Origin of the sequence: Mesorhizobium sp. M6A.T.Cr.TU.016.01.1.1, assembly GCF_003952585.1 — a bacterium.
GTDB classification, from domain to species: domain Bacteria; phylum Pseudomonadota; class Alphaproteobacteria; order Rhizobiales; family Rhizobiaceae; genus Mesorhizobium; species Mesorhizobium mediterraneum.
The window spans coordinates 6,315,961-6,333,357 of the sequence record NZ_CP034452.1; the positions used below are offsets into that span (position 1 = coordinate 6,315,961).

Annotated in this window: 19 protein-coding genes; 8 read left to right on the top strand and 11 right to left on the bottom strand. The window is 61.8% G+C overall.

Annotation, left to right across the window (positions count from 1 at the left end; translation table 11 throughout):
* Positions 1-15: 15 nt before the first annotated feature.
* The 4 genes from lon to EJ075_RS30635 form a co-directional block, all read right to left on the bottom strand.
* Positions 16-2,427: an endopeptidase La gene (gene lon / locus EJ075_RS30620; RefSeq protein ID WP_126107517.1), complete on the bottom strand. Its 2,412-nt coding sequence runs from the start codon at positions 2,425-2,427 to the stop codon at positions 16-18.
* Positions 2,428-2,714: 287 nt separating this feature from the next.
* Positions 2,715-3,989, bottom strand: a complete 1,275-nt coding sequence (clpX, locus tag EJ075_RS30625) for an ATP-dependent Clp protease ATP-binding subunit ClpX (RefSeq protein WP_095485846.1) — start codon at positions 3,987-3,989, stop codon at positions 2,715-2,717.
* A gap of 294 nt (positions 3,990-4,283) precedes the next feature.
* A complete protein-coding gene (gene clpP / locus EJ075_RS30630; protein ID WP_095485814.1) occupies positions 4,284-4,913 on the bottom strand; it encodes an ATP-dependent Clp endopeptidase proteolytic subunit ClpP in 630 nt (209 codons plus the stop codon).
* Between the two features lie 337 nt (positions 4,914-5,250).
* Positions 5,251-6,354, bottom strand: coding sequence for an FAD-binding oxidoreductase (locus tag EJ075_RS30635; protein WP_126106862.1), 1,104 nt, complete (start codon positions 6,352-6,354; stop codon positions 5,251-5,253).
* A 105-nt stretch (positions 6,355-6,459) separates the two neighbouring features.
* Between EJ075_RS30635 and EJ075_RS30640 the strand changes: the two genes are divergently transcribed.
* Both EJ075_RS30640 and EJ075_RS30645 read left to right on the top strand, forming a co-directional pair.
* A complete protein-coding gene (locus tag EJ075_RS30640) occupies positions 6,460-7,710 on the top strand; it encodes a cytochrome P450 (RefSeq protein WP_126106863.1) in 1,251 nt (416 codons plus the stop codon).
* 27 nt (positions 7,711-7,737) lie between these two features.
* Positions 7,738-8,457: a transporter substrate-binding domain-containing protein gene (locus tag EJ075_RS30645; protein WP_126106864.1), complete on the top strand. Its 720-nt coding sequence runs from the start codon at positions 7,738-7,740 to the stop codon at positions 8,455-8,457.
* Between the two features lie 17 nt (positions 8,458-8,474).
* On the opposite strand, the gene EJ075_RS30650 is transcribed toward EJ075_RS30645, so the two are convergent.
* From EJ075_RS30650 to EJ075_RS30675, 6 genes are all read right to left on the bottom strand, one after another.
* Positions 8,475-8,825: a cupin domain-containing protein gene (locus EJ075_RS30650; RefSeq protein WP_126106865.1), complete on the bottom strand. Its 351-nt coding sequence runs from the start codon at positions 8,823-8,825 to the stop codon at positions 8,475-8,477.
* A gap of 21 nt (positions 8,826-8,846) precedes the next feature.
* Positions 8,847-10,127 (bottom strand): O-acetylhomoserine aminocarboxypropyltransferase, encoded by a 1,281-nt coding sequence (locus EJ075_RS30655; protein WP_126106866.1) that lies wholly within the window; start codon positions 10,125-10,127, stop codon positions 8,847-8,849.
* A gap of 247 nt (positions 10,128-10,374) precedes the next feature.
* Positions 10,375-10,896 carry a CoA-binding protein gene (locus tag EJ075_RS30660; RefSeq protein WP_126106867.1) on the bottom strand — a complete coding sequence of 174 codons (522 nt, stop codon included), beginning with the start codon at positions 10,894-10,896 and terminating at the stop codon, positions 10,375-10,377.
* A complete protein-coding gene (locus EJ075_RS30665; RefSeq protein ID WP_126106868.1) occupies positions 10,893-11,675 on the bottom strand; it encodes an AAA family ATPase in 783 nt (260 codons plus the stop codon). Before EJ075_RS30665 ends, EJ075_RS30660 begins: the two co-directional genes overlap by 4 nt.
* 10 nt (positions 11,676-11,685) lie before the next feature.
* Complete coding sequence (locus EJ075_RS30670) at positions 11,686-12,108, bottom strand: VOC family protein (RefSeq protein ID WP_126106869.1); 423 nt, start codon at positions 12,106-12,108, stop codon at positions 11,686-11,688.
* 2 nt (positions 12,109-12,110) lie between these two features.
* Positions 12,111-12,932: an enoyl-CoA hydratase gene (locus EJ075_RS30675; RefSeq protein WP_126106870.1), complete on the bottom strand. Its 822-nt coding sequence runs from the start codon at positions 12,930-12,932 to the stop codon at positions 12,111-12,113.
* 167 nt (positions 12,933-13,099) lie between these two features.
* Here EJ075_RS30675 and EJ075_RS30680 point away from each other — a divergent pair, with 167 nt between their 5' ends.
* The 5 genes from EJ075_RS30680 to rpsI all read left to right on the top strand — a co-directional run bounded on the left by EJ075_RS30680 (position 13,100) and on the right by rpsI (position 15,426).
* Entirely contained in the window at positions 13,100-13,555 is a 456-nt protein-coding gene (locus tag EJ075_RS30680; RefSeq protein ID WP_126106871.1) for a PaaI family thioesterase, read from the top strand.
* A 50-nt stretch (positions 13,556-13,605) separates the two neighbouring features.
* Positions 13,606-13,797, top strand: a complete 192-nt coding sequence (locus EJ075_RS30685; RefSeq protein WP_126107518.1) for a type II toxin-antitoxin system HicA family toxin — start codon at positions 13,606-13,608, stop codon at positions 13,795-13,797.
* A gap of 18 nt (positions 13,798-13,815) precedes the next feature.
* Positions 13,816-14,214, top strand: coding sequence for a type II toxin-antitoxin system HicB family antitoxin (locus EJ075_RS30690; RefSeq protein WP_126106872.1), 399 nt, complete (start codon positions 13,816-13,818; stop codon positions 14,212-14,214).
* Between the two features lie 263 nt (positions 14,215-14,477).
* Positions 14,478-14,942 carry a 50S ribosomal protein L13 gene (gene rplM / locus EJ075_RS30695; RefSeq protein ID WP_023798353.1) on the top strand — a complete coding sequence of 155 codons (465 nt, stop codon included), beginning with the start codon at positions 14,478-14,480 and terminating at the stop codon, positions 14,940-14,942.
* Position 14,943: 1 nt separating this feature from the next.
* Positions 14,944-15,426 carry a 30S ribosomal protein S9 gene (rpsI, locus tag EJ075_RS30700; protein WP_023717316.1) on the top strand — a complete coding sequence of 161 codons (483 nt, stop codon included), beginning with the start codon at positions 14,944-14,946 and terminating at the stop codon, positions 15,424-15,426.
* Positions 15,427-15,504: 78 nt separating this feature from the next.
* Here rpsI and EJ075_RS30705 read toward each other — a convergent pair whose 3' ends face one another.
* Complete coding sequence (locus EJ075_RS30705; RefSeq protein WP_126106873.1) at positions 15,505-16,413, bottom strand: LysR family transcriptional regulator; 909 nt, start codon at positions 16,411-16,413, stop codon at positions 15,505-15,507.
* Positions 16,414-16,507: 94 nt separating this feature from the next.
* Between EJ075_RS30705 and EJ075_RS30710 the strand changes: the two genes are divergently transcribed.
* On the top strand, positions 16,508-17,380 hold the full coding sequence (locus EJ075_RS30710; protein WP_126106874.1) for an aldo/keto reductase family oxidoreductase: 873 nt from the start codon (positions 16,508-16,510) through the stop codon (positions 17,378-17,380).
* Positions 17,381-17,397 lie beyond the last annotated feature (17 nt).

A 17,397-nucleotide genomic window follows, 5' to 3' on the forward strand; every position in this document is an offset into this window, starting at 1 on the left:
CAACTTTAGCAAGAGCTAATGAGCCAGCGACTTGCTGGCGTCGTCTCCGGCATCCACCGCAGCCGGCGCATTGACCGGCTCGACCCACTCGATCGGCTCCGGCATACGCACCAGCGCATGGCGCAACACTTCGCCGACCCGCGCGACCGGAATGATCTCCATGCCGTTCTTCACGTTGTCCGGAATCTCCGCCAGATCCTTGGCGTTGTCTTCCGGGATCAGCACCTTTTTGATGCCGCCGCGAAGTGCTGCAAGCAGCTTCTCCTTGAGCCCGCCGATCGGCAGCACCCTGCCGCGCAGCGTGATCTCGCCGGTCATCGCCACATCGGCCCTGACTGGGATGCCAGTCAGCACCGAGACGATCGCCGTCGCCATCGCCACACCCGCCGACGGTCCGTCCTTGGGCGTTGCGCCCTCGGGCACGTGGACGTGGATGTCGCGCTTGTCGAACAGCGGCGGCTCGACGCCGAAATCGATAGCCCGCGAGCGGACATAGGAGGCCGCCGCCGAGATCGATTCCTTCATCACGTCGCGCAGATTGCCGGTCACCGTCATGCGGCCCTTGCCGGGCATCATGACGCCTTCGATCGTCAGCAACTCGCCGCCGACTTCCGTCCAGGCGAGCCCGGTGACGACGCCGACCTGATCGTCGGCCTCGACCTGACCGAAGCGGAAGCGCGGGACACCAAGATAATCGGCAAGATTGTCTGCCGTGATGTCGACCGTCTTCTTCTTCGTCTTCAGGATCTCGGTCACCGCCTTGCGGCCGAGCTTCATCAGCTCGCGCTCCAGGCTCCTGACGCCCGCCTCACGGGTGTAGGTCTGGATGATGCCGCGGATCGCGTCCTCGCCGACGGAAAACTCCTTCGGCTGCAGCGCGTGATCGCGGATCACCTTAGGCATCAGGTGGCGCTTGGCGATCTCGATCTTCTCGTCCTCGGTGTAGCCGGCGATACGGATGATCTCCATGCGGTCCATCAAGGGCGCAGGGATGTTCAATGTGTTCGCGGTCGTCACGAACATCACGCTCGACAGGTCGTATTCAACCTCGAGGTAATGGTCCATGAACGTCGAGTTCTGCTCAGGGTCGAGCACCTCGAGCAAAGCCGATGACGGATCGCCGCGGAAATCCTGGCCCATCTTGTCGATCTCGTCGAGCAGGAAGAGCGGGTTGGACTTCTTCGCCTTCTTCATCGACTGGATGACCTTGCCGGGCATCGAGCCGATATAGGTGCGCCGGTGACCGCGGATTTCGGCCTCATCGCGCACGCCGCCCAGCGCCATGCGGATGAACTCGCGGCCGGTCGCCTTGGCGATCGACTTGCCGAGCGAGGTCTTGCCAACGCCGGGAGGTCCGACGAGGCACAGGATCGGCCCCTTCAGCTTCTTCTGGCGGCTCTGCACGGCGAGATATTCGACGATGCGGTCCTTGACCTTGTCGAGGCCGAAATGGTCGGTGTCGAGCACGTTCTGCGCGAACGCCAGATCCTGCTTGACCTTGGAGTTCTTGCCCCACGGTATCGACAGGATCCAGTCGAGATAGTTGCGCACGACGGTCGATTCAGCCGACATCGGCGACATCGTCCGCAGCTTCTTCAGTTCGGCCTCCGCCTTTTCGCGGGCCTCCTTGGAGAGCTTGGTCTTCTTGATGCGCGCCTCGATCTCGGCGGCCTCGTCGCGGCCGTCCTCACCCTCGCCGAGCTCCTTCTGGATCGCCTTCATCTGCTCGTTGAGGTAGTATTCGCGCTGGGTCTTCTCCATCTGGCGCTTGACGCGCGAACGGATGCGCTTCTCAACCTGCAGGACGGAGATTTCGGCTTCCATGAAGCCCATCGCCTTTTCCAGCCGCTCCTTGACCGAAAGCGTGGCCAGCATCTCCTGCTTTTCGGGGATCTTGATGGCAAGATGCGAGGCAACCGTATCGGCGAGCTTGGAATAGTCGTCGATCTGGCTGGCGGCACCCACCACTTCGGGCGAGATCTTCTTGTTCAGCTTGACGTAGTTCTCGAAGTCGGTGACGACGGAACGGGCCAGCGCCTCGACCTCGACCTCTTCCTCCTCCGGTTCGACCAGCGCCGCGGCGCGGGCCTCGTGGAAGTCGGGACGGTCGGTGAACGAAACGATTTTCGCGCGCGAGGCGCCTTCGACCAGCACCTTCACGGTGCCGTCCGGCAACTTCAGCAATTGCAGCACATTGGCGAGCGTGCCGATGTCGAAGATCGCATCGGACTCGGGATCGTCGTCGGCGGCATTCATCTGGGTCGCAAGCAGGATCTGCTTTTCCTGACCCATCACCTCTTCCAGCGCCTTGATCGACTTTTCACGCCCGACGAAGAGCGGAACGATCATGTGCGGGAACACCACGATGTCGCGCAGTGGGAGGACTGCGAAGACGCCGTCGCTGGGAGCCTTGGATATTTTGGCCATTGTCCAACCTTTCATGTCGCGGCTTCCAATCGGCCAACCGCGAATCTCATATTAACGACCGAGGATCGTTCCGCCTACCACCGTTTGTGACGGGAGTTTTACAGCACAGAATTCGGCACCCCGGCCTTCCTCAGTTAGTTGGAGGCACGGGGGGCAAAGATCAAGGGTCAACACGAAACCGTTCATCCAATCTGTCACAATCCGTTCATCACAAGTCGGCCCGACCGCAATAGCAAAAACGGCGCCTCGCGGCGCCGTTTCAAAAAAATCCATTGTGCAGGCTCACGTCAGGCGCTGACGTTGCCCTTCTTTTCCTTCTGCTCGGAATAGATGTAGAGCGGCCTGGCGTTGCCGGACACCACCTCTTCCGAAATTACCACTTCGCGCACGCCTTCCAGCGCCGGCAGCTCGAACATCGTATCGAGCAGGATCGCTTCCATTATCGAGCGCAGGCCGCGCGCGCCGGTCTTGCGCTCGATGGCGCGCTTGGCGATCGCCGACAGCGCATTCTCATGGAAGGTCAGGTCGACATTCTCCATCTCGAACAGCCGCTGATACTGCTTGACGAGCGCGTTCTTCGGCTCGGTTAGGATCTGTATCAGCGCCGGCTCGTCGAGGTCCTCCAGCGTCGCCAGGACCGGCAGACGGCCGACGAACTCGGGAATGAGGCCGAACTTCAACAGATCCTCAGGCTCGACCAGGCGGAAAACGTCGCCGGTGCGGCGATCCTCGGGCGAAGCGACCGTGGCGCCGAAGCCGATCGAGGTCTTGCGGCCGCGATCCGAAATGATCTTGTCCAGGCCGGCGAAGGCGCCGCCGCAGATGAACAGGATGTTGGCGGTGTCGACCTGCAGGAACTCCTGCTGCGGATGCTTCCTGCCGCCCTGAGGCGGCACGGAGGCGACCGTGCCTTCCATGATCTTCAACAGCGCCTGCTGGACGCCCTCGCCCGACACGTCGCGGGTGATCGAAGGATTGTCCGACTTGCGCGAGATCTTGTCGATCTCGTCGATGTAGACGATGCCGCGCTGGGCGCGCTCGACATTGTAGTCGGCCGACTGCAAGAGCTTCAGGATGATGTTCTCGACATCCTCGCCGACATAGCCGGCCTCAGTCAGCGTCGTCGCATCGGCCATGGTGAAGGGAACGTCGATGATGCGGGCCAGCGTCTGCGCAAGCAGCGTCTTGCCGCAACCGGTCGGGCCGATCAGCAAAATGTTGGACTTCGCCAGCTCGACGTCGTTGTTCTTGCCGGCATGCGCGAGACGCTTGTAGTGGTTGTGGACGGCCACCGACAGCACGCGCTTGGCGTAGGGCTGACCGATGACGTAGTCATCGAGAACCTTGAGGATCTCCTGCGGGGTCGGCACGCCCTCGCGCGACTTCACCATCGAGGTCTTGTTCTCCTCGCGGATGATGTCCATGCAGAGCTCGACGCATTCGTCGCAGATGAACACCGTCGGGCCGGCGATCAGCTTGCGCACTTCGTGCTGGCTTTTGCCGCAAAACGAGCAATAAAGCGTGTTCTTGGAATCACCGCCGTTGCTGCCGACCTTGCTCATTTTCATGTCCTTTCATAGCCGCCCGCCGATGGTCTGGTTGAAAGGGCGCATATTCAAATCTATCGCGGGAAATCGCCGCCGCCAGTGTCCCGGCTCCCGCAACGCATTCCATACGAAACACATATCAGAAAACGTCGCAATGATTCGCACCAACCCCGCACAAAGCTAAGCCGTCGAAAATCAACATAGGCTTAACGTAGGCAATTGCTCCCGTCGAGGGAACAGCCAATTGTGGCCGAAATGCCGCAAGCGGCGTCAAAAGCGTGTTTTCCCACCATCCAGCTGCCACCAAGCTTATGCGGCGGCAACCTCAGCCGGCTCGCGCGACGAAATGACCTTGTCTATGAGGCCGAAATCCTTCGCCTCGTCGGCGGTCATGAAGTGGTCGCGGTCGAGCGTCTTTTCAATTTCGTCATAGCTCTTGCCGGTGTGCTTGACATAGACTTCGTTGAGACGACGCTTCAGCTTGATGATGTCCTGGGCGTGGCGCTCGATGTCGGAAGCCTGGCCCTGGAAGCCTCCGGAAGGCTGGTGGACCATGATGCGGGCGTTCGGCGTGGCGAAGCGCATGCCCTTCTCGCCTGCGGTCAAGAGCAGCGAGCCCATCGAGGCCGCCTGGCCGATGCACAGCGTCGCCACCGCCGGCTTGATGAACTGCATGGTGTCGTAGATCGCCATGCCGGACGTGACGACGCCGCCAGGCGAATTGATGTAGAGGTTGATTTCCTTCTTCGGATTCTCCGCTTCGAGGAACAGGAGCTGCGCGCAGACCAGCGTCGCCATGCCGTCCTCGACCGGGCCGGTGATGAAAATGATGCGCTCTTTCAGCAGCCGCGAGAAAATGTCGTAGGCCCGCTCGCCGCGATTGGTCTGTTCGACCACCATCGGAACGAGGTTCATGTAGGTTTCGACGGGGTTCTTCATGGACTATCCCTTTTCAAAGGTGGGATTCCGGCGCCGGGAGATTAGCAAGTCGGGCAGAATCGGTTCTGGATCGTTGTCCTGTAAATAGGATGTCGGCTCACCCTAGCGCAAGGCCGCCTCTCCTAGCCATCCGGTTAAGTCGAATCAAGCTTTCTGCGCAGCATTCGCCCGAAGCTGCGCCGGCAGCCTTCTGCTGCTCTTGAAGCGGCGCCGCCGCGTAGCACTTTCCTAACCGCGTCGCTTAACGAAATGTCTCGAAACTGCTTTCCCGCGATACGGCTTCCCCTACAATTCAACGTTGAGCTTGCTCTGAAGGTTCAACAGCGGCGTGCCATGATCAGACCACCTCGGCTCGCAGCCACGCCTTTAAACCGGCGACGTCGCCATTGCCGATGGTCGCTGCGACGCGCCTGCCGACAGCCGCGCCGAACTTGTAGCCGTGGCCGGAGCAGGCCGAGACAACAAGGCATCTGCCCTTCTCATGCGCCAGGAATTTTTCGTCGGCGGTGAAGGTGTAGGCGCAGGTGACGACTTCGGTCACCCTATACTCCTCGATACGGGCGATCGGCGGCGAAAACAGGTTGCGGATCGCCTCGCCCTCGCCCGCCACCGGCTGGCGGTTCCAGTCGGCGTCGCTGGTCGGCACCCTGTGCAGGCCGGAGCCGAATTTCATGCCGGCGCCGCCGGAGGGCGGGATCACGTAGCCATCGACAGCACCGCCGACATCGAGGATGACCGGGGCCCCTTGCCACGCCGCTTTCAGGTCCGCCGGCGGCTCGACATAGGCAAGCGCGGTGCGCCAGGTCTTCAGTTCGCCGTCTAGTTCCGGAAACAGTTTTAGCACCCAGGCGCCGGCGGCGATGACGATGCGGTCGGCCTGCATCGTCTCGCCGCTTTCAAGCACGACGTGGCCGGCCTCAACGTCGATCGTCGTCACCTTACTGTTTTCATAGACGTTGGCGCCGTTGGCCCGCAGCCAATTGGCGAGTCCCGCCGCAATCTTGCGGCAATGCAGTGCGCCGCCCTCCGACGAGAAGAAAGCGTAGCGAAAACTTCCGCTCTCGAGGAACGGCCAGCGCGCAACGGCCTCGCCCGGCTCGATCATCTCGAAGGGAAAATTGCCGGCCGCCAGCCCGTCGCGCATCTGCTCTGCGTCATCACCCTCGTCGCGCGAAATGCAGATGAAGCCGCGCGGATCGAGATGGTTTTCGCCGAGATCAACCCACATCTCGTCCCAGGCCTCATAGGCTTCGGTGATCAGCCGGCCATAGCCCATAGCTGCACCATAGGCGCGGCGGATGATGCGGTGATGATCGCCCGAGGCGGCAAGCGGGTTGGGAATCGGTCCCTGCTCGACGATCGTGACCCGGTGCCCGGCCTTGATCAGCGACCACGCCGTCGAGAGCCCCGCAATGCCTGCACCAACCACGATCACATTCATCAAAACCGTCTTTCCGCAGCCGCGCCGGCTGGCTCAATGCATTGGGCTATCGGGCGCCAACATACGGTCTGGCGCCAAGCTGGCAAGCCGGGCTAATGATCCAGAATGACCGATTTGGTGCCACCAACTTACCTGGCCTTCGATCGAGCCACCCGCCATGTGCGGCTCGATCCACACGAGCCGGCTTTCTTCCAGAATCCCTATGAGGCCTATGCATTCATGCATGGCGCATCGAATGTCTTCTTCTGGGAAGAGTTCGGCTTTTGGTGCTTCGGCGGCTTCGACGACGTCAACCGGCTGCTGCGCGACCGCCGCTTCGGCCGCCAGAACCCGGCCGGCGTCCCCGACAGAAGCGGCATTGGCCAGGACCGCACGCATCTCAACGCCTTCGACGGTATCGAGGCGAATTCAATGCTGGAGCTGGAACCGCCCGTGCACACACGGCTCAGAACGCTGGTCAACCGCGCCTTCGTCTCGCGTCAGGTCGAGCGGCTCAGGCCGCGTGTCGAGGCGCTCGCCAACGAGCTTATCGACCGTTTCGAACCGGACCAGGTCGATCTGCTGCCGGCTTTCGCGTCGCCACTGCCGATCACCATCATTGCCGAAATGCTCGGCGTGCCGGTCGAGATGGGACCGCAACTGCTCGACTGGTCGCATCAGATGGTCGCCATGTACATGCATGGCCGTACGCGCGAAACTGAAGAGACGGCCAATCGCGCAGCGCGGGATTTTTCGGATTTCCTGCGCGGCTATGTCGCCGAGCGCCGCAAAAACCCTGGCGACGATCTGTTGTCGCTGCTGATCTCGGCCCAGGACGATGGCCAAAAACTCTCCGAGGACGAACTGGTGTCGTCGGCTATCCTGCTGCTCAACGCCGGGCACGAGGCGACCGTTCACCAGACAGGCAACGCGGTGCGCTCGATCCTCGCGCAAGGCGGTGACCCGCGCCGCTTCTTCACTTCGCCGGAAGCGACCGCAGCCACGGTCGAGGAATGCCTGCGCTTCGACGCGCCGCTGCACATGTTCACCCGCTATGCGTATCAGGAGGTCGAGGTCGCTCCAGATATCCTCGTGCGGCCGGGCGAGACGATCGGCCTGTTGCTCGGCATGGCCAATCACGATCCGGTTGCTTTTGCCGAGCCTCTCGCCTTCAAATCCGGACGCACGGATCAAAAGAACGTCTCGTTCGGCGCCGGCATCCATTTCTGCATCGGCGCGCCGCTCGCCCGGCTCGAATTGCAGGTGTCGCTGAAAACCCTGTTCGACCGGCTACCGCGGCTCTATCTCGCCGAACAGCCGCGCTTCCGCGACACCTATCATTTCCACGGGCTGGAAAAGCTCGTCGTGCGCTTTTGAGAACAGCGGACCTAAGGCTGAGATCGCATGACTGAAAAGATGAAATTCGCTTTTTTGCAGGAGCCTCCGTTCTGCTTCACCGACGCTTCCGGAGATGTCTCCGGCTGCGACGTCAGGCTCGCGCAGAAGGTCTGCAACGCGTTGGGGCTAGAGGTCTTTTCGACCATCGAGACCGAGTTCGCCAAACTGCTTCCCGGACTGGCCAAGGGCGAGTGGGATATGACCACCGGTCTGTTCGTTTCGGACGAACGCAAGAAATCCGTCGACTTCACGCGACCGATCTGGGTCTTGCAGGACGGGTTGCTCGTCGCGAAAGGCAATCCGCGCGAATTCAGCGGCTATCGATCCATCGCCGGAGATGAGACAGCGTTGATCGCCGTCATATCGGGCCAGGTCCAACATCAGACGGCTTTGCAAAATGGCGTTCCGCCCGAGCGGATAAGAATATTCGCCACGCAAGCGGGCGCGGCCGATGCTGTCGCTGCCGGTGCGGTGCATGCCTATGCAAGTGTCGCCATGGCGCATCGAGGCTATCTGGCTCAGCATTTCAACGCGCCTCTTGCGGTCATCGACGTTCCGGCAGCCGAAAAACAGCCAGCCGCCGGCGCTTTCGCTCTCGCCAAAGACAATGCGATCCTGCGCCAGCGCATCGATTCATGCCTGGACGATTTGCTGGGAACTCCCTGGCACCGGGACATGATGGCCGAATACGGATTTTCCGACGGTGATATCGATCGGCTTTTGTGAAAGCGCCATGCAAGTGATCAAAGCTTGATCACATACTCCTTGCGCGTCATTTCAAGCACTTCCCAGCTTCCTCTAAAACCCGGCCTGAGCACGAAACTGTCGCCGGCCCTGACGGTGCGCGCCTCGCCGCCCTCCTCGGCGATCACTGAAACGCCCGACAGGATATGGCAGAACTCCCACTCGTCATACTCGATGCGCCATCTGCCCGGCGTCGCCTCCCAGATGCCGGCATAGAGCCCGCCGTCGCGTTCCTCGACATTCCAGGTGCGAAACTTCGGATCGCCCGAGATCAGGCGACCCGGCGCCGGCGCGCCAGGTTCCGGCTCGACACTTTCGACATTGACGGAGAGAAATTTCGGCTCGGTCATCGAAGCTCCTTCCAGTGGGGATCAAACCTTGGCGAGAGCCTGTTCCAGATCGGCGACGATGTCGTTGACATCCTCGATGCCGACCGAGAGCCTGACCGTGTCCGGTCCCGCCCCGGCCACCACCTTCTGCTCGTCCGACAATTGCCGATGCGTGGTCGATGCTGGGTGGATGACCAGCGACTTGGTGTCGCCGACATTGGCGAGGTGCGAGAACAGTTCGAGCGCCTCCACGAATTTGATGCCCGCCGCATAGCCGCCCTTCAGGCCGAAGGTGAACACCGCACCGGCGCCAAGCGGCGAGTATTTTTTCTGTAGCGCATTATTCTTGTCGCTGGGCAGGCCGGGATAGGAGACCCAGGCGACCTTGGGGTGGTTGGACAGCCAGGCGGCGACAGTGACCGCATTGTCGCAATGGCGCTGCATCCTGAGCGGCAGGGTTTCCAGGCCGGTCAGGATCAGGAACGCATTGAAGGGTGAGATCGCCGGACCCATGTCGCGCAGGCCAAGCACGCGCGCGGCAATGGCGAAAGCGAAGTTGCCGAAGGTTTCGTGCAGGACGAGGCCGCCATATTCGGGGCGCGGCTCCGACAGCATCGGATATTTGCCTGATTTCGACCAGTCGAAGGTGCCGCCGTCGACAATGGCGCCGCCGATCGAATTGCCATGGCCGCCGATGAACTTGGTCAGCGAATGCACGACGATGTCGGCGCCATGCTCGATCGGCCGCACCAGATAGGGCGAGGCCAGCGTGTTGTCGACGATCAGCGGCAGGCCGTGCTTGCGGGCGATGTCGCCGATCTTCTCGATGTCGACGAAGACACCGCCCGGATTGGCCAGGCTCTCGATGAAGATCGCCTTGGTCTTTTCATCGATCTGGCTTTCGAAGGTCGATATGTCGTTGGTGTCGGCCCAGCGCACCTGCCAGCCGAAATTCTTGAAGGCGTGGCCGAACTGGTTGATCGAGCCGCCGTAAAGCCTTGTCGCGGCGACGAAATTGTCGCCGGGCTGCATCAGATTGTGGAAGACAAGCACCTGCGCGGCATGACCCGACGCCACCGCCAGCCCTGCCGTGCCGCCTTCGAGCGCCGCGATGCGCTCTTCCAGCACCGCCTGCGTCGGGTTCATGATGCGGGTGTAGATGTTGCCGAAGGCTTTTAGCCCGAACAGCGAGGCGGCATGGTCGGCATCGTCGAAGACAAAGGAGGTCGTCTGGTAGATCGGCGTGGCACGCGCGCCGGTCGCCGGATCGGGCTTGGCGCCGGCATGGACGGCGAGCGTGTTGAAACCGGGCGTGCGGGTCATCGAATACCTCCCTTTGAACCTTCTGAAAATCGCCGGGCATTCTTGGCGAAGCCCGGTCACGAATGCAAAGAAGAAAATGCCCTTCGACGCACGTTCTGTGATCGAGGCGCGAGAAAATGTTCCGATTACCGGAATAAATTTCCGTCTCGAGCCTGATCCAACCCGATAGGATCGGGATGGGGCTCTATCTTTCTTGTTTGACCATGATCTTTTCCGAAAACCGGTTTCCACTTTTCGGGATCATGGTCTACTTCTGGCGAACGCCGAAGCTCTGGAATCCCGGCCGCATCAGCGGCTTCTTCGACGACAGCACGCCGGAGTTGACGCCGGTCCAGCCGATTTCACCAGACAGCTTGCCATACTCTATCTTGGGGCAGCGGTTCATCACCACCTTGATGCCAGAGGCCTCGGCGCGCGCGGCCGCCTCGTCATGGCGCACTCCGAGCTGCATCCAGACGATTTTCGGCAGCGGGTCGAGCCGCAGGATCTCGTCGATGACGCCCGGCGCCGCCGCGGAAGCGCGAAAGATGTCGATCATGTCGACGGGCTCGGGGAGATCGGCGAGCCGAGCATAGACTGTTCGGCCGAGGATTTCCTTGCCGGCCTGTCCCGGGTTGATCGGAAACACCGAAAACCCTTTGGCGAGCAGATATTTCAGCACGAAGTAGCTCGGCCGCACATCATTGGCGGACGCGCCGACCATGGCGATGGTCTTCACCGAATTGAGGATGCCGGCGATATAGGCATTGTCGTAGGCGTCGTGGTTCATGCCTCGTCCTCATACAGAGCTTCGGCGAGAAAACCATCCGGATCGTTGCAGAAACTGCGCATCATCCGAAAATGGTCGGTATCGCGGAAATCGGTCGGGTCGAGGCCGAACCGGCTGATGCGGAACAGCCGCGCGCCGGGACAGGCCATCAGCAGCGGCGAATGCGTCGCCATGATCACTTGCGCCGTGCCGGATTGGTCCATCCGCCGCAGCATCTTGAGAAGCTCGATCTGGCGCGTCGGCGAAAGCGCGCTTTCGGGCTCGTCGAGGATGTAGATGCCTTGCCGGCGGCAGCGCTCCTCGAAGAAACGGATGAAGCCCTCGCCATGCGACCAGGACAGGAAATCGGGCGGAGGTGGCTTGAACGGATCTTCGAGTGCCGCCTGATCGAGATAACGGGCGACGGAGTAAAAGGACTCAGCGCGAAAGAACCAGCCGGCGGTGACTTTCGGCAGCCAGTGACCGCGCAGCGTCTTAGCCAGTGCGGCGCCGCTCGTATCGATGGCAGCTGAATGGTCGATGGGCATGTAGCCCTTGCCGCCGCCGGCCTCGTCGTATCCGGCCAGCGCGCCGATCGCCTCGAGCAGCGTGGATTTGCCGGTGCCGTTCTCGCCGACGATGATGGTGATCGGCGTGGTGAATTCAAGCTGGAAATCGTGGCTGCGGAAGATCGGCAGGTTCCAGGGGTATTTTTCCCAATCTGCGACCCGCGCCGGCTCTATCAGGATGCGCTTGAGATAGGGAGCCTTCAGTCGCGTCAGTTGCTTGCGAGGAGCCATGCGGCAGCGATCAGTCCGGCAGCGAGATCGTTCCGTCTTCCGCGATCGGAAAAGCCGGATTGTGCGCCACTTCCCAGACATGCCCTTCAGAGTCGGCGAAATATCCATACCAGCCGCCCCAGAAGGCGCGGCCGGCCGGCTTGACGATACGACCGCCGGCCTTTTCGGCCATGGCAAGCACGTCGTCGACTTCCGTATCGGAGCGGGTGTTGTAGGCGAGGTAGATCGCCGACGGCGCCGTGCCGAAGGTGATGCCCGAATCCTCTTCGGCGCTTTCACGCGGAAACAGGCCGAGAATGACGCCGCCCATCTGGAAGAAGGCGACGCCGTCGGTGATTCCGGCATGGCGGGTCAGGCCCATCGCCTCGTAGAAGCGCGTGGCGCGCTCGAGATCGTCGACGGCGATGGTGATGATTGAGATGCGGGGTTCCATCTCTAATCGTCCGTCCATTCCGGCTTGCGCTTGCCGATGAAGGCGCCAATCCCCGCTTCCGCGTCGCGTGCCAGCATGTTTTCGACCATGACGCGGCCGGTATAGGCATAGGCCTCGGCCAGCCCCATCTCGGCCTGCGCGTAGAACGCCTCCTTGCCGGTCTTCACGACCAAAGACGATTTGGCAGCAATGGTTTGCGCGTATTTGGTGACAATCTGGTTCAGATATTCGCGCGGCACCACGCGATTAACCAGGCCGAATTCCTTGGCCGTCGCCGCATCGATGGTCTCGCCGGTCAAAAGCATCTCCATCGCGTGCTTGCGCGAGACGTTGCGCGACAGCGCCACCATCGGCGTCGAGCAGAACAGGCCGATATTGACGCCCGGCGTGCAGAAGGTCGCCTCATGCGAGGCGATGGCGAGATCGCAGCTCGCCACCAGTTGCGCCCCGGCTGCCGTCGCCAGACCATCGACCTCGGCGATCACCGGCCTGGGATGGCGCACGATCGCCTGCATCAGTTCCGCGCAAGCGGAAAATGTCTCCTCGAAGAATGCCTTGCCGCGATCGGCATCAGTGCGGCGCGCGGTCATTTCCTTGAGGTCGTGTCCGGCGCAGAACACTTTTCCGGCCGCTGCCAGGATAATGACGCGGACGGATCTGTCTAATTTCGCGCGGTCGAGCTCCGCCGTCAGCGCCGCCATCACCGCCAGCGACAGCGCATTGGCCGGCGGATTGGCGAGCGTGAGGCGCAGCACGCCCTTGTCCAGTCTCGCGACAACAGGACCTTCGGCAACGGCCGGCTTGATGGCGACGATTTCGGCCATGTTCTCCAACCTCTTCATTGGCCAGCGGCATCGGATTCGTGGGCCATGGAACAAAAGAACTAGCACGCTGCCGATTGAAGAACAGCCTTGAGACGTGTTTTCTCAAACCCGACAATTGGCCCAGGCGTCCACCTGACCCCGTGCCGGCTCCATATAGGAAACCGCTTATGCCCGCCCAAGACAATCTCAAACCGGTGCTGACGGCGGCTGAAATCAATGCGCTGATGGCAACCGTCTACCCGCAGCTCAACGACCAGTTCACCTTCTACGAGGCGATCGACGTGTTTCCGGGCGGCTGCACGGTGCGGCTCAATGCCGACCAGCGGCATTTGCGCCCCGGCGGAACCGTGTCCGGCCCGTCGCTGTTCACGCTGGCCGACATAGGCGGCTATGTCTGCGTGCTTTCGCATGCCGGGCCAGATGCGCTTTCGGTCACCACCAACCTCAACATCAATTTTGTCCGCAAGGCCGAGGCCGGGCCGATCGACGGCCATTGCCGCATCCTAAAGCTGGGCAAGAGCCTGATGGTGTTCGATATCGACATCGTCGCCGGACCGGAAGGACACACGGTAGCACACGCGACGGGGACCTATTCGATTCCGCCGACGCGGGCGCCTTCTTGACAATTGAATTTCCCGTTGATGTGTATATATGTGCGCATAAGTGAACTTTGCTGGAACGTGACAGCCGCAAGATCGTGAAGCGTCTCAAGGACGATGGTTTCGAACTGATTTCCGTACGCGGCTCGCATCACAAATTCCGAAGGGGCGAGATCGTGTTGATCGTTCCGCATCCCGAGAAGGATCTGCCAACCGGCACCGCTCGCGCGATCGCCAAGCAGGCAGGCTGGATAAAGACGAGCTGAAGTGCCCTGGAGATTGCAATGAAGAACTATTTCGCACTGGTCGACAAAGATCCCGACAGCGCATTCGGCATCCGCTTTCCGGACATTCCCGGCTGCTTTTCGGCTGCGGACGCGGCAGAAGACATCGTGCCCAAAGCCGTTGAAGCCTTGCAATTGTGGGCAGAGGATATGCCCGTTCCGGAGCCGTCCAACCACGAAGCGATTGTCGCGCTTCCCGACATACGCAACGCGCTCGCCGAAGGAGCCTATCTGGTCTCGGTGCCGCTCATCGACAATGACAGCGCCGTCGTCAGGGCAAACGTGACTTTCGAGCGCGGCGTTTTGCGGGCGATCGACATCGCAGCGCGCGAACGCGGCATAACGCGATCTGCGTTCCTCTCCAGCGCGGCCCGCAAGGAAATCGAGGCAAAGCACTAAGGCCGGATTCGGCACCGCAGGTAACACTAAATCGATGTGGTAAAATAATACCTCTCGTTCAATCCTTTGTTTTTGCTTGATTTTCTGTGCCACTCGTCTTTAAATTCGCCTTGACGTGATGCCCTCTCCTCGCCTATAAGCCCTCACGAAGCAGCGGCCCGCAAAGGCCGCAGTTTTGTTATTGGCAGCGGGCAAGCGCTCGGCGTCAATCCAAGCAACAAGAAACGCCTTCCCCGGAAGGTCCGAACCGAAAGCAACAATCCATGGCAACCTTTTCGCAGAAGCCTGCGGATGTGGTGAAGAAGTGGGTGCTGATCGACGCCGAGGGTCTCGTCGTCGGCCGTCTCGCCACTGTCATCGCCAATCATCTTCGCGGCAAACACAAGCCCACCTTCACCCCGCATGTCGACGACGGCGACAACGTCATCGTCATCAATGCCGACAAGGTGGTGTTCACCGGCAAGAAATTCACCGACAAGGTTTATTACTGGCACACCGGCCACCCCGGCGGCATCAAGGAGCGCACCGCGCGCCAGCTGCTCGAGGGCCGCTTCCCCGAGCGTGTCGTCGAGAAGGCCGTCGAACGCATGATCCCGCGTGGCCCGCTCGGCCGTCGCCAGATGAAGAATCTCCGCGTCTATGCAGGCACGGAACATCCGCATGTCGCCCAGCAGCCCGTCACGCTCGACGTGGCCAAGCTGAACGCCAAGAACAAGAAGGTTTCGTAAAATGGCTGAGCTTTCCTCGCTCGCAGAACTCGGAACTGCCACCGGCAACACCAACACGCAGCCGGCTGCACCCGTCCATGTCCAGAAGCTCGACAAGTCGGGGCGCGCCTATGCCACCGGCAAGCGCAAGAACGCCATCGCGCGCGTCTGGGTGAAGCCCGGCTCCGGCAAGATCGTCGTCAACGACAAGGTGTTCGCCGAATATTTCGCGCGTCCGGTCCTGCAGATGATCCTCAACCAGCCGATCATCGCCGCCAACCGCGCCGGTCAGTACGACATCGTCGCCACTGTCATCGGCGGCGGCCTTTCCGGCCAGGCCGGCGCCGTGCGCCACGGCATCTCCAAGGCGCTGACCTACTACGAGCCGGCGCTGCGCGCCGTGCTCAAGAAGGGCGGCTTCCTAACCCGCGACAGCCGCGTCGTCGAGCGCAAGAAGTACGGCAAGGCGAAGGCCCGCCGCTCCTTCCAGTTCTCGAAGCGCTAAGCGCTGCGCAGCTTCAGACATTCGAAAGGGCCGCCTCCGGGCGGCCTTTTCTTTGGCGATTGCTAACCTGGCCCGAATTCAAGGCCGATCAGCCGGTACTTTGATGAAGTCGATGAACGCCCGCAACGGCGCCGGCACGAGACGCCGGCCGGGATAATAGAGGAACGGCCCGGGGAAGCTCTGCCACCAAGCTTCGAGGACAGGTTCGAGCGCACCGCTCTCAAAGTAAGGGCGAAGCCAATCCTCGAAGAGGCTGACGATGCCGGTGCCAGCGATGGCTGCATCGACGATGAGATCGGCCGCCCCGCCCAGGGTCACGAGAAGCGGTCCCGTCGGATCGACGCGTACCACCTCGCCATCTCGCTCGAATTCCCATGGCGGCATCGCACCGCTGGCGAAACGGCCGCGCAGGCAAGTGTGGCCGAGCAGGTCGCGCGGATGTTGCGGCCGGCCATGGCGGTCCAGATAGGCAGGGCTAGCGGCAGTGGCGAAGCGCTGCACGCGCGGTCCGATCGGCACCGCGATCATGTCTTGCTCCAGCCGCTCGTCGTAACGGATGCCGGCGTCGCAGCCGGCCGCCAGCACGTCGACAAAGCTCTCCTCGGCGATCACCTCCAGCCGGATGCCGGGATAGGCGGCGAGAAAACGCGGAACAATGCTGGGCAGCACCAGCCGCGCCGCGCTGACCGGCACGTTTAGGCGCAATGTACCTGCCGGCCGATCGCGGAAGCCGTTCACAACGTCAAGTGCTGTCTCGACCTCGGTCAAGGCTGGGCCGAGCCGGGCCAGCAAGCTCGCACCCGCTTCAGTCAGGACGACGCTGCGGGTCGTCCTGTTGAGCAGCCTGACACCGAGCTGCGTCTCGAGGCGGCGCACCGCCTCGCTCAAGCCCGACGCACTGCCGCCGCTGGCACGGGCGCCATCGCGAAAACCCTTGGCCCGCGCCACGGCCACGAAGGCGTTCAGATCTCCAAGATCGATCTTCATTGTTCGATATTCCGTACAGCCCGTGCGGAGTGTGCCCAATTATCGTGAGATCGGATAGCGCCTATCTCAGCCTTATCTTGAACGGAGATAGACCATGTCCAGCATCGACAAGTCAGGCACATTCACTCTCGGCGACCGCACCGTGAAGCGGCTCGGCTACGGCGCCATGCAGCTCGCAGGACCCGGCGTATTCGGCCCGCCCAAGGATCATGACGCAGCACTGGCCGTGCTGCGCGAAGCCGTTGCGCTTGGCGTGAACCACATCGACACCAGCGACTTTTACGGCCCGCACGTCACCAATCAGCTCATCCGTGAAGCACTGGGGCCATATCCCGACGATCTCACCATCGTCACCAAGATCGGCGCCCGCCGCGATGCCAATGCCGCGTGGCTCCCGGCCTTCTCTCCAGAGGAGCTGACCCAGGCCGTGCACGACAATCTGCGCAATCTCGGGCTCGACGTGCTGGATGTGGTCAATCTCAGGATCATGTTCGACGCGCATGGCCCGGCCGAAGGGTCGATCGAGGCGCCGCTCACCGTGCTGGCCGATCTGCAGCGGCAGGGTCTGGTGCGCCACATCGGGCTAAGCAATGTCACGTCAACGCAGATCGAAGCGGCGCAACGGATCGCCGAGATCGTCTGCGTGCAGAACCAATACAATCTGGCCCATAGGGGCGACGATGCCTTGGTCGACAAACTCGCCCGCGACGGCATCGCCTACGTGCCGTTCTTCCCGCTCGGCGGCTTCAACCCGCTTCAGTCGTCGACCCTATCCGGCGTCGCGGAGCGACTGGGCGCCACGCCCATGCAGGTCGCGCTTGCCTGGCTGCTCCGTCGCGCGCCAAGTATCCTGTTGATTCCCGGCACCTCGTCCGTCGCGCATCTCAGGGAGAATCTCGCCGCAGCCGAACTCGATCTGCCGGAGGACGCCGTGAGCGAGCTGGACGGCGTAGCGATGGCTGCCTGACGGCGGGCTGGTGACCA

What these genes read in the sequence shown, in the direction of transcription:
- lon (WP_126107517.1), bottom strand. Translation starts at nt 2,427, where the DNA reads ATGGCCAAAATATCCAAGGCTCCCAGCGACGGCGTCTTCGCAGTCCTC.
- clpX (WP_095485846.1), bottom strand. Translation starts at nt 3,989, where the DNA reads ATGAGCAAGGTCGGCAGCAACGGCGGTGATTCCAAGAACACGCTTTAT.
- clpP (WP_095485814.1), bottom strand. Translation starts at nt 4,913, where the DNA reads ATGAAGAACCCCGTCGAAACCTACATGAACCTCGTTCCGATGGTGGTC.
- EJ075_RS30635 (WP_126106862.1), bottom strand. Translation starts at nt 6,354, where the DNA reads ATGAATGTGATCGTGGTTGGTGCAGGCATTGCGGGGCTCTCGACGGCG.
- EJ075_RS30640 (WP_126106863.1), top strand. Translation starts at nt 6,460, where the DNA reads ATGACCGATTTGGTGCCACCAACTTACCTGGCCTTCGATCGAGCCACC.
- EJ075_RS30645 (WP_126106864.1), top strand. Translation starts at nt 7,738, where the DNA reads ATGACTGAAAAGATGAAATTCGCTTTTTTGCAGGAGCCTCCGTTCTGC.
- EJ075_RS30650 (WP_126106865.1), bottom strand. Translation starts at nt 8,825, where the DNA reads ATGACCGAGCCGAAATTTCTCTCCGTCAATGTCGAAAGTGTCGAGCCG.
- EJ075_RS30655 (WP_126106866.1), bottom strand. Translation starts at nt 10,127, where the DNA reads ATGACCCGCACGCCCGGTTTCAACACGCTCGCCGTCCATGCCGGCGCC.
- EJ075_RS30660 (WP_126106867.1), bottom strand. Translation starts at nt 10,896, where the DNA reads ATGAACCACGACGCCTACGACAATGCCTATATCGCCGGCATCCTCAAT.
- EJ075_RS30665 (WP_126106868.1), bottom strand. Translation starts at nt 11,675, where the DNA reads ATGGCTCCTCGCAAGCAACTGACGCGACTGAAGGCTCCCTATCTCAAG.
- EJ075_RS30670 (WP_126106869.1), bottom strand. Translation starts at nt 12,108, where the DNA reads ATGGAACCCCGCATCTCAATCATCACCATCGCCGTCGACGATCTCGAG.
- EJ075_RS30675 (WP_126106870.1), bottom strand. Translation starts at nt 12,932, where the DNA reads ATGGCCGAAATCGTCGCCATCAAGCCGGCCGTTGCCGAAGGTCCTGTT.
- EJ075_RS30680 (WP_126106871.1), top strand. Translation starts at nt 13,100, where the DNA reads ATGCCCGCCCAAGACAATCTCAAACCGGTGCTGACGGCGGCTGAAATC.
- EJ075_RS30690 (WP_126106872.1), top strand. Translation starts at nt 13,816, where the DNA reads ATGAAGAACTATTTCGCACTGGTCGACAAAGATCCCGACAGCGCATTC.
- rplM (WP_023798353.1), top strand. Translation starts at nt 14,478, where the DNA reads ATGGCAACCTTTTCGCAGAAGCCTGCGGATGTGGTGAAGAAGTGGGTG.
- rpsI (WP_023717316.1), top strand. Translation starts at nt 14,944, where the DNA reads ATGGCTGAGCTTTCCTCGCTCGCAGAACTCGGAACTGCCACCGGCAAC.
- EJ075_RS30705 (WP_126106873.1), bottom strand. Translation starts at nt 16,413, where the DNA reads ATGAAGATCGATCTTGGAGATCTGAACGCCTTCGTGGCCGTGGCGCGG.
- EJ075_RS30710 (WP_126106874.1), top strand. Translation starts at nt 16,508, where the DNA reads ATGTCCAGCATCGACAAGTCAGGCACATTCACTCTCGGCGACCGCACC.